The sequence below is a fragment of the Delftia sp. WY8 genome (assembly GCF_018437695.1).
GTDB lineage: Bacteria > Pseudomonadota > Gammaproteobacteria > Burkholderiales > Burkholderiaceae_C > Comamonas > Comamonas tsuruhatensis.
Window position 1 is genome coordinate 5,738,751 of the sequence record NZ_CP049795.1, and the last position, 17,810, is coordinate 5,756,560.

Annotated in this window: 17 protein-coding genes; 8 read left to right on the plus strand and 9 right to left on the minus strand. The window is 67.8% G+C overall.

What is annotated here, in order from left to right:
- Nucleotides 1-68: 68 nt before the first annotated feature.
- From G4D77_RS26310 to G4D77_RS26320, 3 genes are all read left to right on the plus strand, one after another.
- Nucleotides 69-2,219 carry a TonB-dependent receptor gene (locus G4D77_RS26310; protein ID WP_154833905.1) on the plus strand — a complete coding sequence of 717 codons (2,151 nt, stop codon included), beginning with the start codon at nt 69-71 and terminating at the stop codon, nt 2,217-2,219.
- An 87-nt stretch (nt 2,220-2,306) separates the two neighbouring features.
- Nucleotides 2,307-3,851 carry a polyamine aminopropyltransferase gene (locus tag G4D77_RS26315; protein WP_034363641.1) on the plus strand — a complete coding sequence of 515 codons (1,545 nt, stop codon included), beginning with the start codon at nt 2,307-2,309 and terminating at the stop codon, nt 3,849-3,851.
- Entirely contained in the window at nt 3,830-5,590 is a 1,761-nt protein-coding gene (locus G4D77_RS26320; RefSeq protein ID WP_193726206.1) for an FAD-dependent oxidoreductase, read from the plus strand. The genes G4D77_RS26315 and G4D77_RS26320 overlap by 22 nt, the downstream gene beginning before the upstream one ends.
- Before the next feature lie 45 nt (nt 5,591-5,635).
- On the opposite strand, the gene G4D77_RS26325 is transcribed toward G4D77_RS26320, so the two are convergent.
- Genes G4D77_RS26325 through G4D77_RS26335 form a run of 3 tightly spaced genes read right to left on the minus strand, consistent with a single transcriptional unit; the run spans nt 5,636 to nt 7,853 of the window.
- The gene (locus G4D77_RS26325) at nt 5,636-6,625 is read right to left on the minus strand and encodes an HD-GYP domain-containing protein (RefSeq protein ID WP_154833907.1); all 990 of its coding nucleotides are present in this window, start codon (nt 6,623-6,625) and stop codon (nt 5,636-5,638) included.
- Between the two features lie 40 nt (nt 6,626-6,665).
- The gene (locus tag G4D77_RS26330; RefSeq protein ID WP_154833908.1) at nt 6,666-7,331 is read right to left on the minus strand and encodes a retropepsin-like aspartic protease family protein; all 666 of its coding nucleotides are present in this window, start codon (nt 7,329-7,331) and stop codon (nt 6,666-6,668) included.
- Between the two features lie 36 nt (nt 7,332-7,367).
- Entirely contained in the window at nt 7,368-7,853 is a 486-nt protein-coding gene (locus G4D77_RS26335; protein ID WP_012206580.1) for a YajQ family cyclic di-GMP-binding protein, read from the minus strand.
- A gap of 104 nt (nt 7,854-7,957) precedes the next feature.
- Here G4D77_RS26335 and murB point away from each other — a divergent pair, with 104 nt between their 5' ends.
- Nucleotides 7,958-9,058: a UDP-N-acetylmuramate dehydrogenase gene (gene murB, locus G4D77_RS26340; protein ID WP_016449248.1), complete on the plus strand. Its 1,101-nt coding sequence runs from the start codon at nt 7,958-7,960 to the stop codon at nt 9,056-9,058.
- Between the two features lie 101 nt (nt 9,059-9,159).
- Here murB and G4D77_RS26345 read toward each other — a convergent pair whose 3' ends face one another.
- Together G4D77_RS26345 and G4D77_RS26350 are read right to left on the minus strand one after the other, a co-directional pair.
- Complete coding sequence (locus G4D77_RS26345) at nt 9,160-9,522, minus strand: SPW repeat protein (protein WP_016449249.1); 363 nt, start codon at nt 9,520-9,522, stop codon at nt 9,160-9,162.
- A gap of 98 nt (nt 9,523-9,620) precedes the next feature.
- Entirely contained in the window at nt 9,621-10,490 is an 870-nt protein-coding gene (locus G4D77_RS26350) for an MBL fold metallo-hydrolase (protein ID WP_017407584.1), read from the minus strand.
- A gap of 138 nt (nt 10,491-10,628) precedes the next feature.
- Here G4D77_RS26350 and G4D77_RS26355 point away from each other — a divergent pair, with 138 nt between their 5' ends.
- Complete coding sequence (locus G4D77_RS26355; RefSeq protein ID WP_154833909.1) at nt 10,629-11,528, plus strand: LysR family transcriptional regulator; 900 nt, start codon at nt 10,629-10,631, stop codon at nt 11,526-11,528.
- A gap of 202 nt (nt 11,529-11,730) precedes the next feature.
- Here the strand turns inward: G4D77_RS26355 and argG are convergent, their stop codons facing one another.
- The 4 genes from argG to G4D77_RS26375 form a co-directional block, all read right to left on the minus strand.
- Complete coding sequence (argG, locus tag G4D77_RS26360) at nt 11,731-13,065, minus strand: argininosuccinate synthase (RefSeq protein WP_016449252.1); 1,335 nt, start codon at nt 13,063-13,065, stop codon at nt 11,731-11,733.
- A gap of 118 nt (nt 13,066-13,183) precedes the next feature.
- Complete coding sequence (gene ppnP, locus G4D77_RS26365; RefSeq protein ID WP_012206574.1) at nt 13,184-13,501, minus strand: pyrimidine/purine nucleoside phosphorylase; 318 nt, start codon at nt 13,499-13,501, stop codon at nt 13,184-13,186.
- Nucleotides 13,502-13,624: 123 nt separating this feature from the next.
- Nucleotides 13,625-14,365, minus strand: coding sequence for a glycine zipper 2TM domain-containing protein (locus G4D77_RS26370; protein WP_016449254.1), 741 nt, complete (start codon nt 14,363-14,365; stop codon nt 13,625-13,627).
- Between the two features lie 127 nt (nt 14,366-14,492).
- The gene (locus G4D77_RS26375; protein WP_016449255.1) at nt 14,493-14,870 is read right to left on the minus strand and encodes an ArsC family reductase; all 378 of its coding nucleotides are present in this window, start codon (nt 14,868-14,870) and stop codon (nt 14,493-14,495) included.
- 79 nt (nt 14,871-14,949) lie between these two features.
- On the opposite strand from G4D77_RS26375, the gene folC reads away from it, so the two are divergent.
- The 3 genes from folC to G4D77_RS26390 all read left to right on the plus strand — a co-directional run bounded on the left by folC (nt 14,950) and on the right by G4D77_RS26390 (nt 17,808).
- A complete protein-coding gene (gene folC, locus G4D77_RS26380; RefSeq protein ID WP_154833910.1) occupies nt 14,950-16,272 on the plus strand; it encodes a bifunctional tetrahydrofolate synthase/dihydrofolate synthase in 1,323 nt (440 codons plus the stop codon).
- 71 nt (nt 16,273-16,343) lie between these two features.
- Nucleotides 16,344-17,267 carry an SPOR domain-containing protein gene (locus G4D77_RS26385; protein ID WP_154833911.1) on the plus strand — a complete coding sequence of 308 codons (924 nt, stop codon included), beginning with the start codon at nt 16,344-16,346 and terminating at the stop codon, nt 17,265-17,267.
- A gap of 49 nt (nt 17,268-17,316) precedes the next feature.
- Nucleotides 17,317-17,808, plus strand: coding sequence for a CvpA family protein (locus G4D77_RS26390; RefSeq protein ID WP_016451425.1), 492 nt, complete (start codon nt 17,317-17,319; stop codon nt 17,806-17,808).
- The last annotated feature ends 2 nt before the right edge of the window (nt 17,809-17,810 follow it).

Consider the following 17,810-nt stretch of genomic DNA (forward strand, 5'->3'; position numbering starts at 1 on the left):
GAGTTTGCAAATGATATTCGTTTGCATTCTAAATAAAATCGCCCCCTTCATTCGAAGAGAGGGTTTCCATGACAGACCATCAAGCTGCCCGCAGGGCAAGGCTTTCAGTGGGTGTGACCGCTGGCATCATCACCACCGCGCTGGCGGGCGGGGTCCATGCCCAGGAGGCCGCTCCAGCCGATCCGGCCCTGGCACAGACGCAGACGCAGACGCATCCTCAACAGGCCCACACCCTGCCCACGCTGCAGGTCAACGCCTCCCAGTACGACCCTGACGACGTGCGGCCCGAAGGCGTGACCACGGCGACCAAGACCTACCTGGCGCCCAAGGACATCCCGCAGACCATCGACACGCTGGAGGTCAACAAGTACAAGAACTACGGCATCAACGACCTGGCCACCATGCTGGACGGCGTTCCCGGCGTGAACACCAGCTACGACATGCGCGGCGAAGGCGTGTACATCCGAGGCTTCAAGGCCGACGAGAGCGACATCTACCGCGACGGCGTGCGCGAGAGCGGCCAGGTGCGCCGCAGCACCGCCAATGTGGAGCGCATCGAGATCCTCAAGGGCCCGGCCTCGGTGCTCTATGGCCGCAGCGCAGGCGGCGGCGTGGTCAACATGGTGAGCAAGCAGGCGCGTTTCGATGCCAAGAGCAGCATCACGCTGCGCGGCGGCTCCTGGGACAACGTGGGCGGCACCATCGACATCAACCGCGTGCTCAACGAGAACGTGGCCGTGCGACTGACGGCCGACCGCGAGCAGGCCCACAGCTTCCGCGAAGGCATACGCAACCGCAACGAGATGGTCTCGCCCAGCATCCTGGTGGACTCGCGCACGGGCTGGCGCTGGACCGGCCAGTACACCTATGACAACGTCTGGCGCGTGCCCGATCGCGGTCCGGTCTACGACCAGCTGCCGGCCGGTGTCTCCATCCGCAAGGGCTTTGCGGCGCCGGGCGACTATGTGGAAGACCGCCTGCGCGTGCTGCGCTCCGACCTGTCCTACGACTTCAACAACCGCTGGAGTCTGCGCTGGGTGGCCAGCAAGCGCGAGGCCAGCCAGGATTTCGACCACTACTTCGCCGGCACCTACCGTGCCGCGACCGGCAAGATCACGCCCAACTACGCCTGGCAGCAGACCCGCAACACCACGCTGTCCAACACGCTGGACCTGACGGGCAAGTTCAGCACGGGCAGCATCCGGCACGATCTGCTGGTGGGCCTGGAGGCCAGCGAGGAAGAGCGCGCGCCGCGCGTCGGCCAGCCCGGCAGCACCTTCGCCTATGACCCGTTGCAGCCCATCGTCTGGCCCAGCCGTCCGGCGCAGGGCAAGCCGACCCAGGACAACTATCACAAGGGCAAAGGCCAGGCGCTGTACATGCAGGACCTGGTCAGCCTGACCGAGCAGTGGAAGCTGCTGCTGGGCCTGCGCTACGACAGCTACGACTTCCAGAGCACCAACAAGATCGCCAACCTCACGCGCAAGACCGACGGCAACGGCTTCAGCCCGCGCGTGGGCGTGGTGTGGCAGCCGGTGCGCGAGCACAGCTTCTATGCGTCCTGGAACAAGAGCTACTCGCCCTATGGCGGGCGCGGCATCCTGACCGTGGAAACCGCCGTGGGCGCGGTGCCGGACGACGAGCCCCAGTACTCGCGCCAGTCCGAGGTCGGCGTCAAGAGCGACTGGCTGGGCGGCGCGCTGTCCACCCAGGTCTCCGTCTACCAGCTGGAGAAGTACAACATCCGCTACCGCCCCGATCCCGAGAATGATCCCTACACCTGGGCCATCCGGGGCAAGGACCGTTCGCGCGGCATCGAGTTCAGCGCGGCCGGCCGCGTGGCCGGTTCCTGGTATGTGCGCGGCGGCGTGGCCTTCATGCAGGCCAAGGTGGCTGAAGACGCGCAAAACCCCGCCAACGTGGGCCTGTACCTGCGTGACACGGCCAAGCGCAACGGCAACCTGTTCCTGCGCTATGCGCCCAAGGGACCCTGGTATGGCGAAGTCGGCGTGACCTACACGGGCAGCCGCTTCACCAACGCCGCCAACACGGCCATCCTGCCCGGCTACTCGCGCTGGGATGCGCTGGTGGGCTGGCGCCAGGACGCCTGGACCGTGACCGTGGCCCTGTCCAACCTGTTCGACAAGCAGTACTGGCGCTCCGGCTCCATGCCGGGCGCACCGCGCAGCGTGCTGGTCAGCGCCAACTACCAGTTCTGACGGAACCCCCAGGAGGCGCGCGGCGCCTTCGCCCGTTGCACGGCGCCTCTCGCGCACACGGGGGGCGCATCGCGCACAATACCGGCCGTGCAAACCTCAGCCTCTCTTGCCGGCGCGCAGCCGGCGCGCCCCATCGACATCGCCCTGCTGGTCAGCGTTTTCGTGATCGCGGCCTGCGGCCTGCTTTACGAACTGGCTGCGGGTGCGCTGGCTTCCTATCTGCTGGGCGATTCGGTCCTGCAGTTCTCCACCATCATCGGCAGCTACCTGTTCGCCATGGGCATAGGCTCCTGGCTGTCGCGCTATTTCGAGGACCACCTGCCTGCGCACTTTCTGCGCATCGAGCTGATGGTGGCCCTGATCGGCGGTGCGTTGCCGGCCACGCTGTTCATTGCCAATGCCTACGCGCCCGGCGCGTTCCGGTTCCTGCTGTACGGCATGGTGCTGGTGGTGGGCACGCTGGTGGGGCTGGAGATTCCGCTGGTGATGCGCATCCTCAAGCGCAATGTGACGCTCAAGGACCTGGTGTCCCAGGTGCTGACCTTCGACTACCTGGGGGCGCTGGCCGTGTCGCTGGCATTTCCGCTGCTGCTGGTGCCCAAGCTGGGCCTGGTGCGCACGGGGCTGCTGTTCGGCTTCATGAATGCGGCGGTGGCGGTGTGGGCGCTGCTGCTGTTTCGGCATGAACTGCGGCGCCCGCGCGCCCATGCCCTGGCCTGCGCGGCCGTGCTGGCCCTGCTGGGCACGGGCATCTGGGGAGCCGACCATCTGACGCGCCTGGCCGACGACCATTTCTACCAGGACCGCATCGTGCTCTCCAGCAGCTCGCCCTACCAGCGCATCGTGGTGACGCAGGGACGCCAGGGCGCGCGGCTGTACCTCAATGGCAACCTGCAGTTCGCGCAAGGCGACGAGTACCGCTACCACGAGGCCCTGGTCCACCCCGTGATGGCCGCGCATGGCGCGCCCAAGCGCGTGGCCGTGCTGGGCGGCGGCGACGGCATGGCCGTGCGCGAGGTGCTCAAGTACCCCTCGGTGGAGTCGGTCACGCTGGTGGAACTGGATCCGGCCATGACCGACCTGTTCAAGGACAACGCCATGCTGCGCCGGCTCAACGGCGATGCGCTCAGCGATGCGCGCGTGCGCATCGTCAACACCGATGCCTTCCACTGGCTGCAGCAGGGCGGGGACACCTTCGACGTCGTCATCGTCGATTTCCCCGACCCGACCAATTTCGCCATCGGCAAGCTGTTCACCAACAGCTTCTATGCCTTGCTGGACAAGCGCCTGGCCGCCAGCGGCTATGCCGTGGTGCAGACCACGTCGCCCCTGATCGCGCGCAAGAGCTACTGGACCGTGGTGCAGACCATCGAATCCATCGGCCTGCAGGCCACGCCCTACCACGCCCATGTGCCCAGCTTTGGCGAGTGGGGCTTCGTCATCGCCAGCCACCGGCCCTGGCGCGAGCCCGATGCACTGCCTGCGGGCCTGCGCTTTCTGAGCGCGCAGACCATGGCGCTGATGTTCGACTTTCCGCTGGACATGGCGCGTGTGCCGGCCGAGGTCAACCGCCTGTCCAACCAGGTGCTGGTCAATACCTACGAACGCGAATGGGGCAGGGTGGAGCGTTGAGCCCCGACCGCCCGTCTTTGTGGAGCCGGCGCCAATGGCTGCAGGGCCTGGCCGGCGGTGCGGCCGCAGGCCTGGCCGGCTGCACGCCAACGCCGCCTCGTCTGGAAGACCTGCCTGGTGGCTTCAGCGGCGTGGCGCTGGAGCGCGGCCATGCCTTGCGCGCGTTCTGGCAGCGATTGGGCCAGGGCCTGGCGCTGCCGGCGCCGGCCGTGGTGCACCGTGCCAACGTGGTGATTGCCGGTGGCGGCATGGCGGGCCTGGCGGCTGCGCGGGCGCTGGAGCTGTCGGGGGTGCAGGGTGTGGCACTGCTGGACACGCAGCCGGCCATGGGCGGAAACAGCCAGGGCGGCAGCATGTCCGGGCTGGCCTGTCCTTTGGGCGCCCACTATCTGCCCTTGCCTGGCGACGATGCATCCGAGGTCCAGGACTGGCTCGAGGCCCTGGGCCTGCGCCAGCGCCGCGCAGGCCGCTGGCAGTACGACGAGCGCCATCTGTGCCACAGCCCGCAGGAGCGCCTGTTCTGGCAGGGCGCCTGGCATGAGGGCCTGCTGCCCGTCGATGGCGTGGCGCCGCGCACGCTGGAGCAGTACGAACTCTTTGCGCGCAGCGTGGCCCAGGAGATGGACAGGGCGCCCTTTGCCATGCCGTCCATCCGCGTCTGGCAGCGCCAGGGCCGGCTGCCCGCCGCCCATGCCGCGCTGGACGGCCAGACCATGCAGGCCTGGCTGGCCAGCCAGGGCATCGATGATGCGCAGCTGATCTGGTATCTGGAGTACTGCTGCCGCGACGATTTCGGCGCGGGCCTGGCGCGGGTGTCGGCCTGGGCAGGCATTCACTATTTCGCCAGCCGCCACGGCTTCTCGGCCCCGCGCCGCCAGGATGAGCGCACGCCCGAAGACGCGGGTGATGCCGTGCTGACCTGGCCCCAGGGCAATGGCTGGCTGTCGCAGCAACTGGTGGCCGGGCTGGGCTGCACCGACCTGCAGACCGATTGCAGCGTGCTATCCATTGCCGAGAGTGCCGATGGCGTGGAGATCGACGTCTACCACCACGGCCGCCAGCAGCACGAGCGCTGGCTGGCCGCGCGCTGCATCGTGGCCCTGCCCAGCTTCATCGCGGCACGCGTGGTGCGCGATGCGCCGGACTTCCTGCGCGCGGTGGCCGGCCGGCTGGACTGGGCGCCCTGGCTGGTGGCCAACATCCATCTGCAGCGGCCGTTGGCCGACCGGCCCGGCGCCGATCCGGCCTGGGACAACGTGCTGTTTGCCGATCCGAATGCGGGCGGCCTGGGCTATGTGGACGCGGGCCACCAGGGCCTGGACCGGCTCACGCCCCGGCCCACGGTGCTCAGCTACTACCAGGCGCTGGGCGACTGGCCTGACGGGCGCGCCCAACTGCTGGGCCAGCCCTTCGGCTTCTGGCGGGACCGCATCGTCGGCAGCCTGCTCGTCCCCCATCCCGACCTGCTGCACAAGGCCACGCGCATGGAGATCACGCGCTACGGCCACGCCATGGCCATACCCCGGCCCGGTGACCAGCAACTGCTCAGCCAGGTGGCGCTGCAGTCGCTGCACCGGGGGCGCAGCGCGCTGTGCGCCGGCGAGCGCGTGGCCCTGCTGCCCACGCCGGGCACGCGCCGCCTGTGGTTCGCACATTCCGACTGGGCCGGCTACTCGGTACTGGAGGAGGCCTTCACGCGTGGCCACCATGCGGGCCTGTGGGCTGGCGCGCGGACCTGACACGGGCCGCGGCGCCGGTGTCGCGCGCTTCAGGCGCCAGATCGTTCAGACAGGCCCGGGCATCTGCACCATGCGGTACAGCGACTGGCTGCCGCGTGCGGCCAGCACGCCCAGCTGGGCCAGCGTGCGCGGGTCCAGCTCCAGCGTGATGGCGGCGCGCGCCAGTGCCGAGCGGATGCGGGGGCCGTCCTCGCCTTCATGGATGACGGGCGGATACAGGCTCGCGCCGTCGGCGCCGATCACGCTGGCCACCAGCGGCGGCTGCGGCGGCTCGCCACGGCGCAGCACCACGGCGATGTCACCGTTGTCCAGCCGCACATAGGTGCCCGGCGGGCACAGGCCCACGGCGCGCACCAGCGCGAAGCCCACCTCGTCGGAGTAGCGCTGCTGCTGGGTGAGCGCGCGCAGCGACTCGGCGGCGCTGCGGCCTTCGCGTGACTTGCGCGGGCTGATCAGGGCGGCGTAGCGGTCCACCGTGCCCAGGATGCGGACCAGGCGCTGCACCGGGGGCAGTGTGGCCAAGGGCTGCTGGGGCACGGCTTCATGGTGGCGGGCCACCAGTTCCAGCCACAGCGCATCGTTGACGAACAGCCGCGCCAGCAGGGCCTGGCTGTGCAGCGGGTGGCGCTGTACGGCCTGCTGCTGGGCGGGGGTCAGCGGCTCGCGCTGCAGCGCCAGTTCGTCCTGCAGCGCGTTCATGCCGATGTTCATGGTCAGTGCGCCATACACCAGGGTGCGGTGTTCGCACTCGTCCAGGCGCAGCTCGCGCGCCAGCACATGGCACAGGCAGGCGCAGACCAGGGCATGGGAGGCGCTGTAGCCCACGGTGGACGAGCAGGCGCGCTGGAACATCAGGTACAGCGCGGCATCGCTGTCGTGGGCGATCAGCTCCTGCAGCCACAGGTCGATCTGCTGCAGCTTGACCAGGAAGCTCTGCACCTGCAGCGGCGCGGACAGCAGCACGGACAGTGCGGCCTCCAGGTCGGACCACAGGCCCAGCAGGTCTTCGTAGGAATCGTCGGGGCGTCGGCTCATCGTTGGCGGGGTGCGGGAAGCGGGGCGCATGCAGGCCGCATCAGCGCCGCTCCAGCACCATCTCGCTGCCCTGGCGGGTCATCTGGACGTGGGCAAGAAAGCTGTTGCCCAGCAGCACATAGGGCATGGGAAGAGGGGCGACCACGGCGTCCACACCGAAGACCTCGACATCGCCCACGCGCACCGAATCCAGCCGCAGGCGCCAGCCCTGGGCATCGCCGTTGGCGGTGCGCATCATCACCGGCTGGCCCTTGAGAAAGGGCAGGCCCATGCGTTCGGCGTCGGACCGGCCGATGGCGACCGAGCTGGCGCCCGTGTCCACCATGTAGACCATGGTCTTGCCATTGATCTGGCCGCGTTCGATGAAGTGCCCCCGGTTGTCGGCCTTGAGCACCACGCGCCGGCCGAGCGCGGGATCGCCCGCCGCCGCGCCCCGGCCGCCCAGGCTGATGGGCGCCTCGCCCAGGCGCAATGTCTGGCGGCGGCCCTTGATTTCCACCTCGGCCGTGTCACCCGATACCTGCAGCACGCACACGTCCTGCAGGCTTTCGCCCGCCGCCAGCGCGCGCGGCGTGCCGCCGTCTATGACCAGCAAGGCCTTGCTGCCCAGCACGCCGCTGAGCGCCACGGACTGCGCCGTCGCCGACGGTGGAGCCAGCGCGGCCGCTGCGGCCAGGCTCAGAAGTACGGCACGTAGGTGGCGCATGGGGTGGCTTGTGGCGCAGAGGCGGGTGCCAGGCGATCAGTCGCGGAAGTTGTTGAAGGACAGGGGATGGTCGGCCAGGTCCTTGCGGATCAGGGCCATGGCGGCCTGCAGGTCGTCGCGCTTGGCGCCGGTGACGCGCACGGCGTCGCCCTGGATGGCGGCCTGCACCTTGAGCTTGCTGTCCTTGATCAGCTTTTGCAGCTTCTTGCCCAGCTCGGCCTCGATGCCGTTCTTGACCTTGATGGTCTGCTTGAGCTTGTCGCCGCCGATCTTCTGGGCCTTCTGGATGTCCAGGAAGCGCACGTCCACGCTGCGCTTGGTCAGCTTGTTGCGCAGGATGTCCTCGACCTGCTGCAGCTGGAAGTCGGCATCGCCGAACAGCGTGATTTCCTTGTCCTTGAGCTCGATGGCGGCCGAGGTGCCCTTGAAGTCGAAGCGTGTGCCGATTTCCTTGGCGGTGTTCTCCACGGCGTTCTTCACTTCGACGAAGTCGGCTTCGCACACGGTGTCAAAAGAAGGCATGGCAAATATTTCCTGTAAATGTTCTGAAAAAGTACCGCAGCGCGCGGCCGGGCGATGCGGGCGCGGGGCCGGCGGCGCAGGGAGGCGGTGCGACAATCCGGTCGATGTTAGTCGAGAAAAATGTTCCGCTGCAGCATTGCAACAGCTTCGGCATCGCCGCCCGTGCCCACACCCTGGTGCGCGTGCGCAGCGACGAGGACGTGCGCCATTTCCTGGCCGATCCGCTGTGGGGCCGCCAGCCCGTGTTCGTGCTGGGCGGCGGCAGCAATGTGGTGATCACGGGCGACGTCGATCCCGTGGTCCTCAAGATGGAGATAGCGGGCATGCGCCTGCTGCGCGAGACCGATCGCCACTGGATCGTCGAGGCCGGTGCCGGCGAGCGCTGGCACGACCTGGTGGCCTGGACCCTGTCGCAGGGCTACGGCGGCCTGGAGAACATGGCGCTGATTCCCGGCACCGTGGGCGCGTCGCCGGTGCAGAACATCGGCGCCTACGGATTGGAGCTGCAGGACCGGTTCGAGTCGCTGGATGCCATCGACCTGGCCACGGGGGAGTCCTTCACGCTGGATGCCGCGCAATGCGCCTTCGGCTACCGCGACTCGGTGTTCAAGCATGCGCCGGCCGAGCCCACGCCCGTGGCGCGTGCGCGCATGAGCGGCGTGCCGCCGCGCGGCATGGGCCTCAAGGGCCGCGCCGTGATCACGCGCGTGCGCCTGGCCCTGCCCAAGGACTGGAAGCCCGGCCTGGGCTACCTGGACCTGCAGCGCCGCCAGGCCGAGGCGGGAGTGGCCGAGCCCACGGCCCGCCAGATCTTCGACTGGGTGTGCGAGATCCGCCGCGCCAAGCTGCCCGATCCGGAGCACATCGGCAACGCGGGCAGCTTCTTCAAGAACCCGACGGTGACGCCCGAGCAGTGCGCCGACATCATTGCGCGCGAGCCCCGCATCGTGCACTACCCCATGGACGACGGCTCCATCAAGCTGGCCGCCGGCTGGCTGATCGATGCCTGCGGCTGGAAGGGCAAGTCCATGGGCCGCGCCGGGGTGTATGACAAGCAGGCCCTGGTGCTGGTCAACCGGGGCGACCGGCACAGCGTGGACAGCAGCGTCACGGGCGGCGAGGTCATGACGCTGGCCGGAGCGATACAGACCAGCGTCTACGAGCGATTCGGCATCCGCCTGGAGCCCGAGCCCGTCGTGGTCTGAGCGGCCTTGGGCGGTCCTTGGGCGGTTCTTGAGGGGCACGGCGGCAAAAAAACAGCGGCCCGCAGGGCATTGCCGCCTGCGGGCCGCTGCGCATCAGCGCCTCAGTGGGCGGAGCGACTGCGCCAGTCCATATAGTCCTTGTCGGTCATCAGCACCCACAGCGCGAGCACCAGCACCACGATGCCCGACACCACGGCATTGCGCATGGCGTCCATCTGGCCGGCAAAGCCCAGCACCCAGGGCGAGATCACCATCCACAGACCCAGCAGGCCTTCGGTCCATTCCTCCCACGCGCGGGGCATGAAGATGGCTCCCAGCGCAGCGGCAATCAGCGCCAGTCCGATGACCACGCCGTTGGCCGTGGGCGCCATCTGGTCCTGGAACCCCAGCACCCAGGGCGAGACTGCCAACCAGACTCCCAGCAGGACGTTGAGCGGGTCCTGCCAATGCTTCATGTATTTCATGGCTGCACCTCCTGCCGCCACGACGAATGAGGGCGGCAGCTGGTTGGATCAAGGGCGCAGCATGCAGGTTCCATGAGGATTTTTGCGAAAGTGCATGCTTACCATGGCATCTCGCCCTTGTTCACCTTGGCGCCGATGTCCAGCGACAGCGCCATGCCGGCCTGCGGGTAGGCCTGCTTCATGGCACCGATCAGCTCGGCGCTGTTGCCCGCCTTGGCGGCGGCGGCCTCGAAACGCTGGAGATAGTCGCGTGTATAGGCGATGGCGCTGGCGTCCATGGCCGTGCCGGCCTGCATGTGGCCGGGCACGACGACAGCGGGCTTGAGGGCCTGCATCTCGTCCAGCTGCGCCAGCCAGGCCTTGCGCTCGGCGCTCTTTTGCGTGTCCGCTGTCCAGACATGCAGGTTGCCGAACACGCCCACGTTGCCGACGATGGCCTGCAGCGCAGGCACCCAGACATAGGGGCGGTGGGCCAGCGGGCCGGTGGTGCCGCGCAGCTCCAGCGCCTGGCCGTCCACCATCACCGTATTGCCTTGCAGGGCCTCGGGCAGCACGGGATGGCTGGGGGCGTTGGCGCCCATCTTGGGGCCCCAGAAGGCCAGCTTGCCCTGCAGCTTGGACTCGATCTTCTCGCGCACGGCCGGCGTGGCCACCACCTTGGCCTGCGGGAACAGGCTCTTGAGCACCTCGGCGCCGAAGTAGTAGTCGGGGTCGGCATTGCTGATGAGGATGGTGGTCAGCTGCTTGCCGCTGTCCAGCACATTGGCGGCAATGCGCAGGCCGTCGGCGCGGGTGAAGCCGCTGTCCACGACCACGGCCTCCTTGGCACCGGTGATCAGGGTGGAGGTCACGGCAAAGCTGTGTTCGTCGGCCTGGTAGACCTTCATCTGCAGCGGGGCGGGCGCCTGGGCGTGGGACAGGCCGGCCGACAGGGCCAGGGTGAGCGAAAGCAAGGTGGTGCGAAGCATGTCGATTTCCTTTGAAAAAAGCACAAGACAGAAAGCGGGTGGCAGCGCCGTGCTGCCATGGGTGGTACTTTAGTTTTTGAAATCGAGCAGATAAACGGCAAAATATGCGCTTGTTTGTTGCAGAAATCGAGCATATCCATGGACCGATTGCTGGCGATGCAGGTGTTTGCCACGGTGGCCGAATGCGGCAGCTTCACGGCGGCGGCCGAGCGGCTGGACCTGTCGCGCGCCATGGCCACGCGCCATGTGGAGTCGCTGGAGCAGTGGCTGGGCGCGCGCCTGCTGCACCGCACCACGCGCCGTGTCTCGCTCACCGATGCCGGTGCGCAGTGCCTGCGCTACAGCCAGCAGATGCTGGCCCTGGCCGATGAGGTGCAAGGCGAGATGCGCGCCAGCGACAGCCAGTTGCGCGGCCTGCTGCGCGTGACCTGCAGCATGTCCTTCGGCCATGCGCAGATGGCGCCGGCCATTGCGCAGTTCATGCGGCTGCACCCGCACCTCAAGATCGACCTGCTGGTGGACGACGGCGCGCTGGACCTGGTGCAGCAGCGCATCGACCTGGCCATACGCATCAGCGCCGATCCGGGCGCCGCACTCATCGGCCGGCCGCTGGCCGTCTGCGAATCGGTGCTGGTGGCCTCGACCGCCTATCTGGATGCGGCTGGCCGGCCGCAGGCACCGGCCCAGCTGCAGGCGCACCGCTGCCTGGGACACATGCGCGTGGGGCGCAATGTCTGGCAATTGACTCGCCGTGACGATGAAAGCGATGAGCAGCAGATCGCCGTCACCACCTGGTTCAACGCCAACGAAGCCACCGTGCTGGCCGCCGCTGCCGTCGAAGGCGCCGGCATTGCCTTGCAGCCAACCTACCTGGTCCAGCCCATGCTGCAAAACGGCCAGCTGGAGCTGGTGCTGCCCGACTGGCGCCCGCAGCCGCTGACCGTGCATGCGCTGTACAGCTCGCGCCGCCATCTGCCGGTGGCCGTTCGTGCGCTGCTGGATTTTCTCGTGCAGCGCTTCGAGGGCGCGCGCTGGTAGCAGGGGCGTAAAAAAAGCCGCCTTGCGGCGGCTTGTGGGATGCAAGTGTGCGATTTTCTGGCCCATGGCGTCGCGTGCTTGGCGGGCGCGTCCCATGCCAGGGACGCCGAGCAAGGGCCGCCCCGCAGCGAGGGCGTCGTCCCCCTCCCTCGCGAAGCGAGTAGAGAGGGGGAAGCGGCGTCAGCCGCTCAGGGGGTGTAGGTCATTCCTTGCCGCCCAATTGGGGCAGGGCGGTGCTGGTGCCCAGGGACAGCAGGCCGGCCTTGGCGTAGATGGCCAGCTTGTCGCGGGTGTCCATCAGGTCCAGGTTGCGCATGGTCAGCTGGCCGATGCGGTCGGCGGGGCTGAAGGGCGCGTCCTCGACCTTTTCCATCGACAGGCGCTCGGGCGCGTAGGTCAGGTTGGGCGATTCGGTGTTCAGGATGGAGTAGTCATTGCCGCGGCGCAGCTCCAGCGTCACGGTGCCGGTCACGGCGCGGGCCACCCAGCGCTGGGCGGTTTCGCGCAGCATGATGGCCTGCGGGTCGAACCAGCGGCCCTGGTACAGCAGGCGGCCCAGGCGCAGGCCGTTGATGCGGTACTGCTCGATGGTGTCCTCGTTGTGGATGCCGGTCACCAGGCGCTCGTAGGCGATGTGCAGCAGGGCCATGCCGGGGGCTTCGTAGATGCCGCGGCTCTTGGCTTCGATGATGCGGTTCTCGATCTGGTCGCTCATGCCCAGGCCGTGGCGGCCACCGATGCGGTTGGCTTCCAGGAACAGCTCCACGGGATCGGCGATTTCCTTGCCATTGAGGGCCACGGGGCGGCCTTCTTCGAAGGTCACCGACACTTCCTCAGCCTTGACCTCGACCTCGGGCTTCCAGAACGCCACGCCCATGATGGGGTTGACGATGCGGATGCCGCTGTTCAGGAACTCCAGGTCCTTGGCCTCGTGCGTGGCGCCCAGCATGTTGCTGTCGGTCGAGTAGGCCTTCTCGGCGCTCATCTTGTAGCCGAAGCCCTCCTTGGTCATGAAGGCCGACATCTCGGCGCGGCCGCCCAGCTCGTCGATGAAGGTCTGGTCCAGCCAGGGCTTGTAGATCTTCAGAGCGGGGTTGGTCAGCAGGCCGTAGCGGTAGAAGCGCTCGATGTCGTTGCCCTTGAAGGTCGAGCCGTCACCCCAGATGTTGACGTCGTCTTCCTTCATGGCGGCCACCAGCATGGTGCCGGTCACGGCACGGCCCAGGGGCGTGGTGTTGAAATAGGTGATGCCGCCCGTGGAGATGTGGAAGGCGCCGGCCTGGATGGCGGCAATGCCTTCGCCGGCCAGCTGCGCGCGGCAGTCGATCAGGCGGGCCTGCTCGGCGCCGTACTCCATGGCCTTGCGGGGGATTTCGTCGTAGTCGGCCTCGTCGGGCTGGCCCAGGTTGGCCGTGTAGGCGTAGGGCAGGGCGCCCTTGTTCTTCATCCAGCGCAGGGCGGCGCTGGTGTCCAGGCCGCCCGAGAAGGCGATGCCGACCTTTTGGCCGACGGGGACGTTTTGCAGGATGGTTTCCATACGATGCTTCTCTCAATAACGATGGCGGCTGGCGTGCGGGACGCGGCTGCCGGAAAACACGGAAGGCGCCTGGGCGCCGTCAGGTCGAATGCGTCGGTCTGCCCAGGCGCTCAGGCGCTTAGGCGTAGTGGCAGATGTAGTGGTAGGCCTCGGTCACGCGGATGTCGAACTTGGAGTTCGCAGGCACCTGGAAGGACTCGCCGGCCTTGGAGGTGAGCCACTGGTCCGAGCCGTCGAGCTTGTACTCGCAGGAGCCGGCCACGCATTCCATGATCTCGGCAGCGGCCGTGCCGAAAGTCAGCTGGCTGGGCAGCACCACGCCGGCAGACTTCTTCGTGCCATCGGCCAGCGTGAAGCCATGGCTGATGCATTTGCCGTCGAAATAGACATTGGCCTTGGTGGTCAGGGTGATGCCAGAGATGGTTTCGGTGGTCATGGAAGCTGGGCAGAGGGTGGACTAAACCGCCCATTTTAGGCCAGCACCCGGCCGCTGCCGGTACGTGCTGGCCGCCGCCATGCAAAAAGCCCCTTGTCGGGGCTTTGCATGCGCAGGTCCGTCTCAGCGGCGCCAGCCGTGGCGGTAGCCGCCGCGCCAGCCGTGATAGCTGGGGCGCGAGGCGTAGTACACGCCGGCAGCAAGGGCTGCTCCAATCACCACGGGGGCCACATAGTCACCGGCCGAATACACGGGCTGCACAGGCTGGGGGGCGTAGTAGCCACCGCCGTCGTAGTAGTTGTTCTGGTAGACCACGGGCGGCGGCACGGGTGCGGTGGAGTACGCGGCCTGGGGCGGCTGGTTGGTGCCGTAGTAGCCGTTGCTGCCATAGGCCGCGCTGTTGGCGGCGGGCTGCACGCTCAGCGCGATCCAGTCCCCGGGCGGCGTGGTGGTGCGCGTCGTGTAGTTGCGGCCTGCGTACTCGTAGACCACGTCATAGGCCACGGCACGGTTCTGGTAGTAGGTCTGGGTAGTGCAGTTGCGCACCGTCTGGTACTGGGGCTGGCCCGTGGCCTCGGCCTGGTTGCCCAGCATGGCGCCGCCGATCACGCCGGCCGCCGTGGCGGCCGCCCGTCCGCCGCCATGGCCGATGGCATTGCCGACCACGCCGCCCGCCAGGGCACCCAGAACGGCGCCCGCGCCCGAGGTGCGCTGGCCGGTATAGACGTTTTCATCGCGGCAGACCTGCTGTGGCACGGCCACCTGCTGGGTCACCGGGGTCACCGACAGCACCCGGCCTTGCTCCTGGGCCAGGGCCACGGTGGCGGTCGTGGCCGCCAGCGTCAAAAGAACCAGGGATTTCATGATTGCACTCCTGTTGCGCTGGCGGTATTTCCTGCCAGGCTCCATGCAAGTGTATTCCTCGGGCCTGGAAAGCAGTTTGCGGTCGCGTAAATCCACGTAATAAGCTGTTCCAGGCCTGATGGCAGAGTCAGCGCTTGCCCCCGTGGGCCATCTCTGCCCAGGCGTCGGGCGCAAAACCCACGGTGATGCGTCCCTGCGGCCATTGGACGACCGGGCGCTTGATGACGCTGGGCTGCTGCTGCATGAGGGCTGCGGCACCGGCCGCATCCTGGGCGGCGGCCTGGGTGTCGGCATCGAGCTTGCGCCACGTCGTGCCCTGGCGGTTGAGCAGCTTTTCCCAGCCGACAGCCTGCATCCAGGCGGGCAACTGCTCGGCGGGAACACCCTGTTTCTTGAAGTCGTGGAATTCGTAGGCGATGCCCTGGTCGGTGAGCCAGGCGCGGGCCTTCTTGACGGTGTCGCAGTTGGGAATGCCGTAGAGCGTCACAGTGTTTGCAGTGGTCATGATTGGTTGCAGTTGCCGCAGTCAATGGATGGCGAGGACCCTATAAGGACACTGTCCCTGGGTAACAATAGCGCGCAGTATGCACACCTCATTTCCCACATTGGATGCATGGCTCGCCTATTGCGAGCGCCTGCACCCCAAGAATATTGCGCTGGGCCTGGATCGCGTGCGCGAAGTTGCCCAGCGCCTGGACCTGCGTTTCGACTGCCCCGTGATCACGGTGGCGGGCACCAACGGCAAAGGCTCGACCTGCGCCATGCTGGAGGCCGTGGCGCTGCAATCGGGCTTTCGCCCCGGCGTCTACACATCGCCGCATCTGGTGCATTTCGAGGAACGCTGCCGCGTGGGCGGCGAGATCGTGAAGGCCGTCGAGCTGCTGCCGCAGTTCGAGGCCGTGGAGCAGGCGCGCGTGCAGGGCACGGAAGTGGCGCTCACCTATTTCGAGTTCACCACGCTGGCCATCCTGCGGCTGATGAGCCAGTCCAGGCTGGATGTGGCGATTCTCGAGGTGGGCCTGGGCGGGCGGCTGGATGCCACCAATGTGATCGACGCCGATTGCGCCGTCATCACCAGCATCGACATCGACCATGTGGAATTCCTGGGGCCGGACCGCGAGAGCATCGGCCGCGAGAAGGCCGGCATCATGCGCGCCGGCCGGCCTGTGGTGGTCAGCGATCCCATGCCGCCGCAAAGCGTGCTGGACCATGCACAGGCCATTGGCGCCGATCTCTGGCGCCTGGGCCAGGACTTCAATTTCTCGGGCGACAAGCAGCAGTGGGGCTGGGCCGGACGCGGGCGGCGCTATGCGGGCCTGGCCTATCCGGCGCTGCGCGGCGCCAACCAGCTGGTCAATGCATCGGGTGCGCTGGCCGCGCTCGAAGCCATCCGCAGCCGCCTCCCCGTCACGGCCCAGGCCGTTCGCACGGGGCTGGCCATGGTCGAGCTGCCGGGCCGTTTCCAGATCATTCCGGGCCAGCCCACGCTGGTGCTAGATGTTGCGCACAACCCGCATTCGGTGGCGGCGCTGACGGCCAACCTCGATGCCATGGGCTACTTTCCCTGCACGCATGCGGTCTTCGGCGCCATGCACGACAAGGACCTGGCCCCCATGCTGGCCAGGATTGCCCCGCTGATCGACCGCTGGTATCTCACCGACCTGCCCACGCCGCGCGCCGAGAGCGCCGAGGTGCTGCGCCAGAAGATCGAAGCCCTGCCGCCCGCGCCGGGCGTGCCACGCGAGATCTCGCTGGCCACCTTCGCAAACCCGCAGCTGGCGCTGGATGCCGCGGTTCTTGCAGCAGGTCCCACTGATAGAATCGTGGTCTTTGGCTCGTTCTTCACGGTGGGCGGCGTGCTGCAGGACGGCCCGCCCCGGCTGAACGCCAAGCATCTGGGCACCTGAATCCAGTGATCCGCACCGCAAACGGCCATCGTGGCTGCCTGTGGTGGCCGATCTGAACGAGTCCGCACTCCATGGCATTTTTCAATTTTCGTTGGCCCGGCAAAAAAGACGACGGTGATTCGTCGTCCGCATCGAGGCGGCCCACACGGCTGGGACAGGCGGAAAGCGTCGATGTCATGCGCCGCCGGGCGCGCCACCGCCTCATCGGCGCTGCCGTGCTGGTCCTGGCAGGCGTGGTGGGATTCCCCCTGCTGTTCGACACCCAGCCGCGTCCGATTCCCGTGGACATCCCCATCGAGATTCCCGACCGCGACAAGGTCGCTCCTCTGGTCGTGCCCGGCGCCAATGCCGTGGACGCCCATCCGCACCAGGGCGCCGCTTCCCCGGCAGGCCGCGTGTCGGCCCAGGCCTCGCTGGGCGCCGACGAGGAAGAGGTTCCCATGGGCAGGCCTGCCGTGCCCGTGGCGCCGGCCGTCTCGCAGGTGGCTCCGGTCAAGCCGGAAGCAAAGCCCGAAACCCGGCCCGAGGCAAAGCCTGAGCCCAAGCCCGCCGCCAAGCCTGAGACCAAACCCGAGCCCAAGCCGGAACCCAGGCCCAAGCCCGAGCCGGCCAAACCCGAACACAAGCCGGAGCCCAAGCCCGAACCCAAACCCGAGCAGAAGCCAAAGCCCGAACCCAAGCCCGAGCCGTCCAGGAGCGACGACGCCGCGCGTGCCCGGGCCCTGCTGGAAGGTCGCAGCGCACCGGCGGCTGCTGCGGCGACGGACGAGCGCTTCATCGTGCAGGTCGGCGCCTTCTCCGATGCCGGCAAGGCCCAGGAAATTCGCGCCAAGCTGGAGCTGGCGGGCCTGAAGACTTTCACGCAGGTGGTGGACACCAAGGACGGCAAGCGCACGCGTGTGCGTGTGGGCCCGTTCAACGGCCGTGCCGAGGCCGACAAGGCGGCGGCGCGCGTCAAGGGCCAGGGCCTGCCGGCGTCGGTGCTCAAGCTCTGAGGCGGTGACGTACATCTTGCAAAGCAGCACAGGCGCACAGAGATAGCGTATGTCCACGGTGGACTGGGTTTTGCTGGCCTGCGTGCTGGCATCGATGCTGCTAGGCGCCTGGCGCGGGCTGGTGTATGAGGTGCTGTCGCTGCTCGGCTGGCTGGTGGCCTTTGTCGTGGCCCGCATCTGGGCTGCCGACGTGGCGCTGTGGCTGCCCATGCAGGACTGGGACATGCAGCTGCGCTATGCCGCAGGCTTTGTGCTGTTGTTCGTGCTGGCGCTGTTCGGCTGGGGCCTGGTGTCTTGGCTGTCGCGCCGGCTGATCGAGGCGGTGGGCCTGAGGCCCGTGGACCGCACGCTGGGCGCGCTGTTCGGCGTGCTGCGCGGGGCGCTGCTGGCCCTGGTGGCAACGATGGTGATCAGCTACACGCCGCTGCACCAGGGACAGTGGTGGCAGGATTCAGCCCTGGCGCCGTGGCTGATGCAGGCGCTGGCTGCGGTTTTGCCGCAGCTGCCGCAGGAATGGGGACGCTATCTGCCGGCTGCATGACA

Excerpts from the sequence above, each read along its gene's own strand:
- G4D77_RS26345 (WP_016449249.1), bottom strand. The coding sequence starts at position 9,522 with ATGAAATACATGAAGCATTGGCAGGACCCGCTCAACGTCCTGCTGGGA.
- G4D77_RS26335 (WP_012206580.1), bottom strand. The coding sequence starts at position 7,853 with ATGCCTTCTTTTGACACCGTGTGCGAAGCCGACTTCGTCGAAGTGAAG.
- G4D77_RS26375 (WP_016449255.1), bottom strand. The coding sequence starts at position 14,870 with ATGACCACTGCAAACACTGTGACGCTCTACGGCATTCCCAACTGCGAC.
- G4D77_RS26370 (WP_016449254.1), bottom strand. The coding sequence starts at position 14,365 with ATGAAATCCCTGGTTCTTTTGACGCTGGCGGCCACGACCGCCACCGTG.
- G4D77_RS26350 (WP_017407584.1), bottom strand. The coding sequence starts at position 10,490 with ATGCTTCGCACCACCTTGCTTTCGCTCACCCTGGCCCTGTCGGCCGGC.
- ppnP (WP_012206574.1), bottom strand. The coding sequence starts at position 13,501 with ATGACCACCGAAACCATCTCTGGCATCACCCTGACCACCAAGGCCAAT.
- murB (WP_016449248.1), top strand. The coding sequence starts at position 7,958 with ATGTTAGTCGAGAAAAATGTTCCGCTGCAGCATTGCAACAGCTTCGGC.
- folC (WP_154833910.1), top strand. The coding sequence starts at position 14,950 with ATGCACACCTCATTTCCCACATTGGATGCATGGCTCGCCTATTGCGAG.
- G4D77_RS26355 (WP_154833909.1), top strand. The coding sequence starts at position 10,629 with ATGGACCGATTGCTGGCGATGCAGGTGTTTGCCACGGTGGCCGAATGC.
- G4D77_RS26320 (WP_193726206.1), top strand. The coding sequence starts at position 3,830 with ATGGGGCAGGGTGGAGCGTTGAGCCCCGACCGCCCGTCTTTGTGGAGC.
- G4D77_RS26390 (WP_016451425.1), top strand. The coding sequence starts at position 17,317 with ATGTCCACGGTGGACTGGGTTTTGCTGGCCTGCGTGCTGGCATCGATG.
- G4D77_RS26330 (WP_154833908.1), bottom strand. The coding sequence starts at position 7,331 with ATGCGCCACCTACGTGCCGTACTTCTGAGCCTGGCCGCAGCGGCCGCG.
- argG (WP_016449252.1), bottom strand. The coding sequence starts at position 13,065 with ATGGAAACCATCCTGCAAAACGTCCCCGTCGGCCAAAAGGTCGGCATC.
- G4D77_RS26310 (WP_154833905.1), top strand. The coding sequence starts at position 69 with ATGACAGACCATCAAGCTGCCCGCAGGGCAAGGCTTTCAGTGGGTGTG.
- G4D77_RS26385 (WP_154833911.1), top strand. The coding sequence starts at position 16,344 with ATGGCATTTTTCAATTTTCGTTGGCCCGGCAAAAAAGACGACGGTGAT.
- G4D77_RS26325 (WP_154833907.1), bottom strand. The coding sequence starts at position 6,625 with ATGAGCCGACGCCCCGACGATTCCTACGAAGACCTGCTGGGCCTGTGG.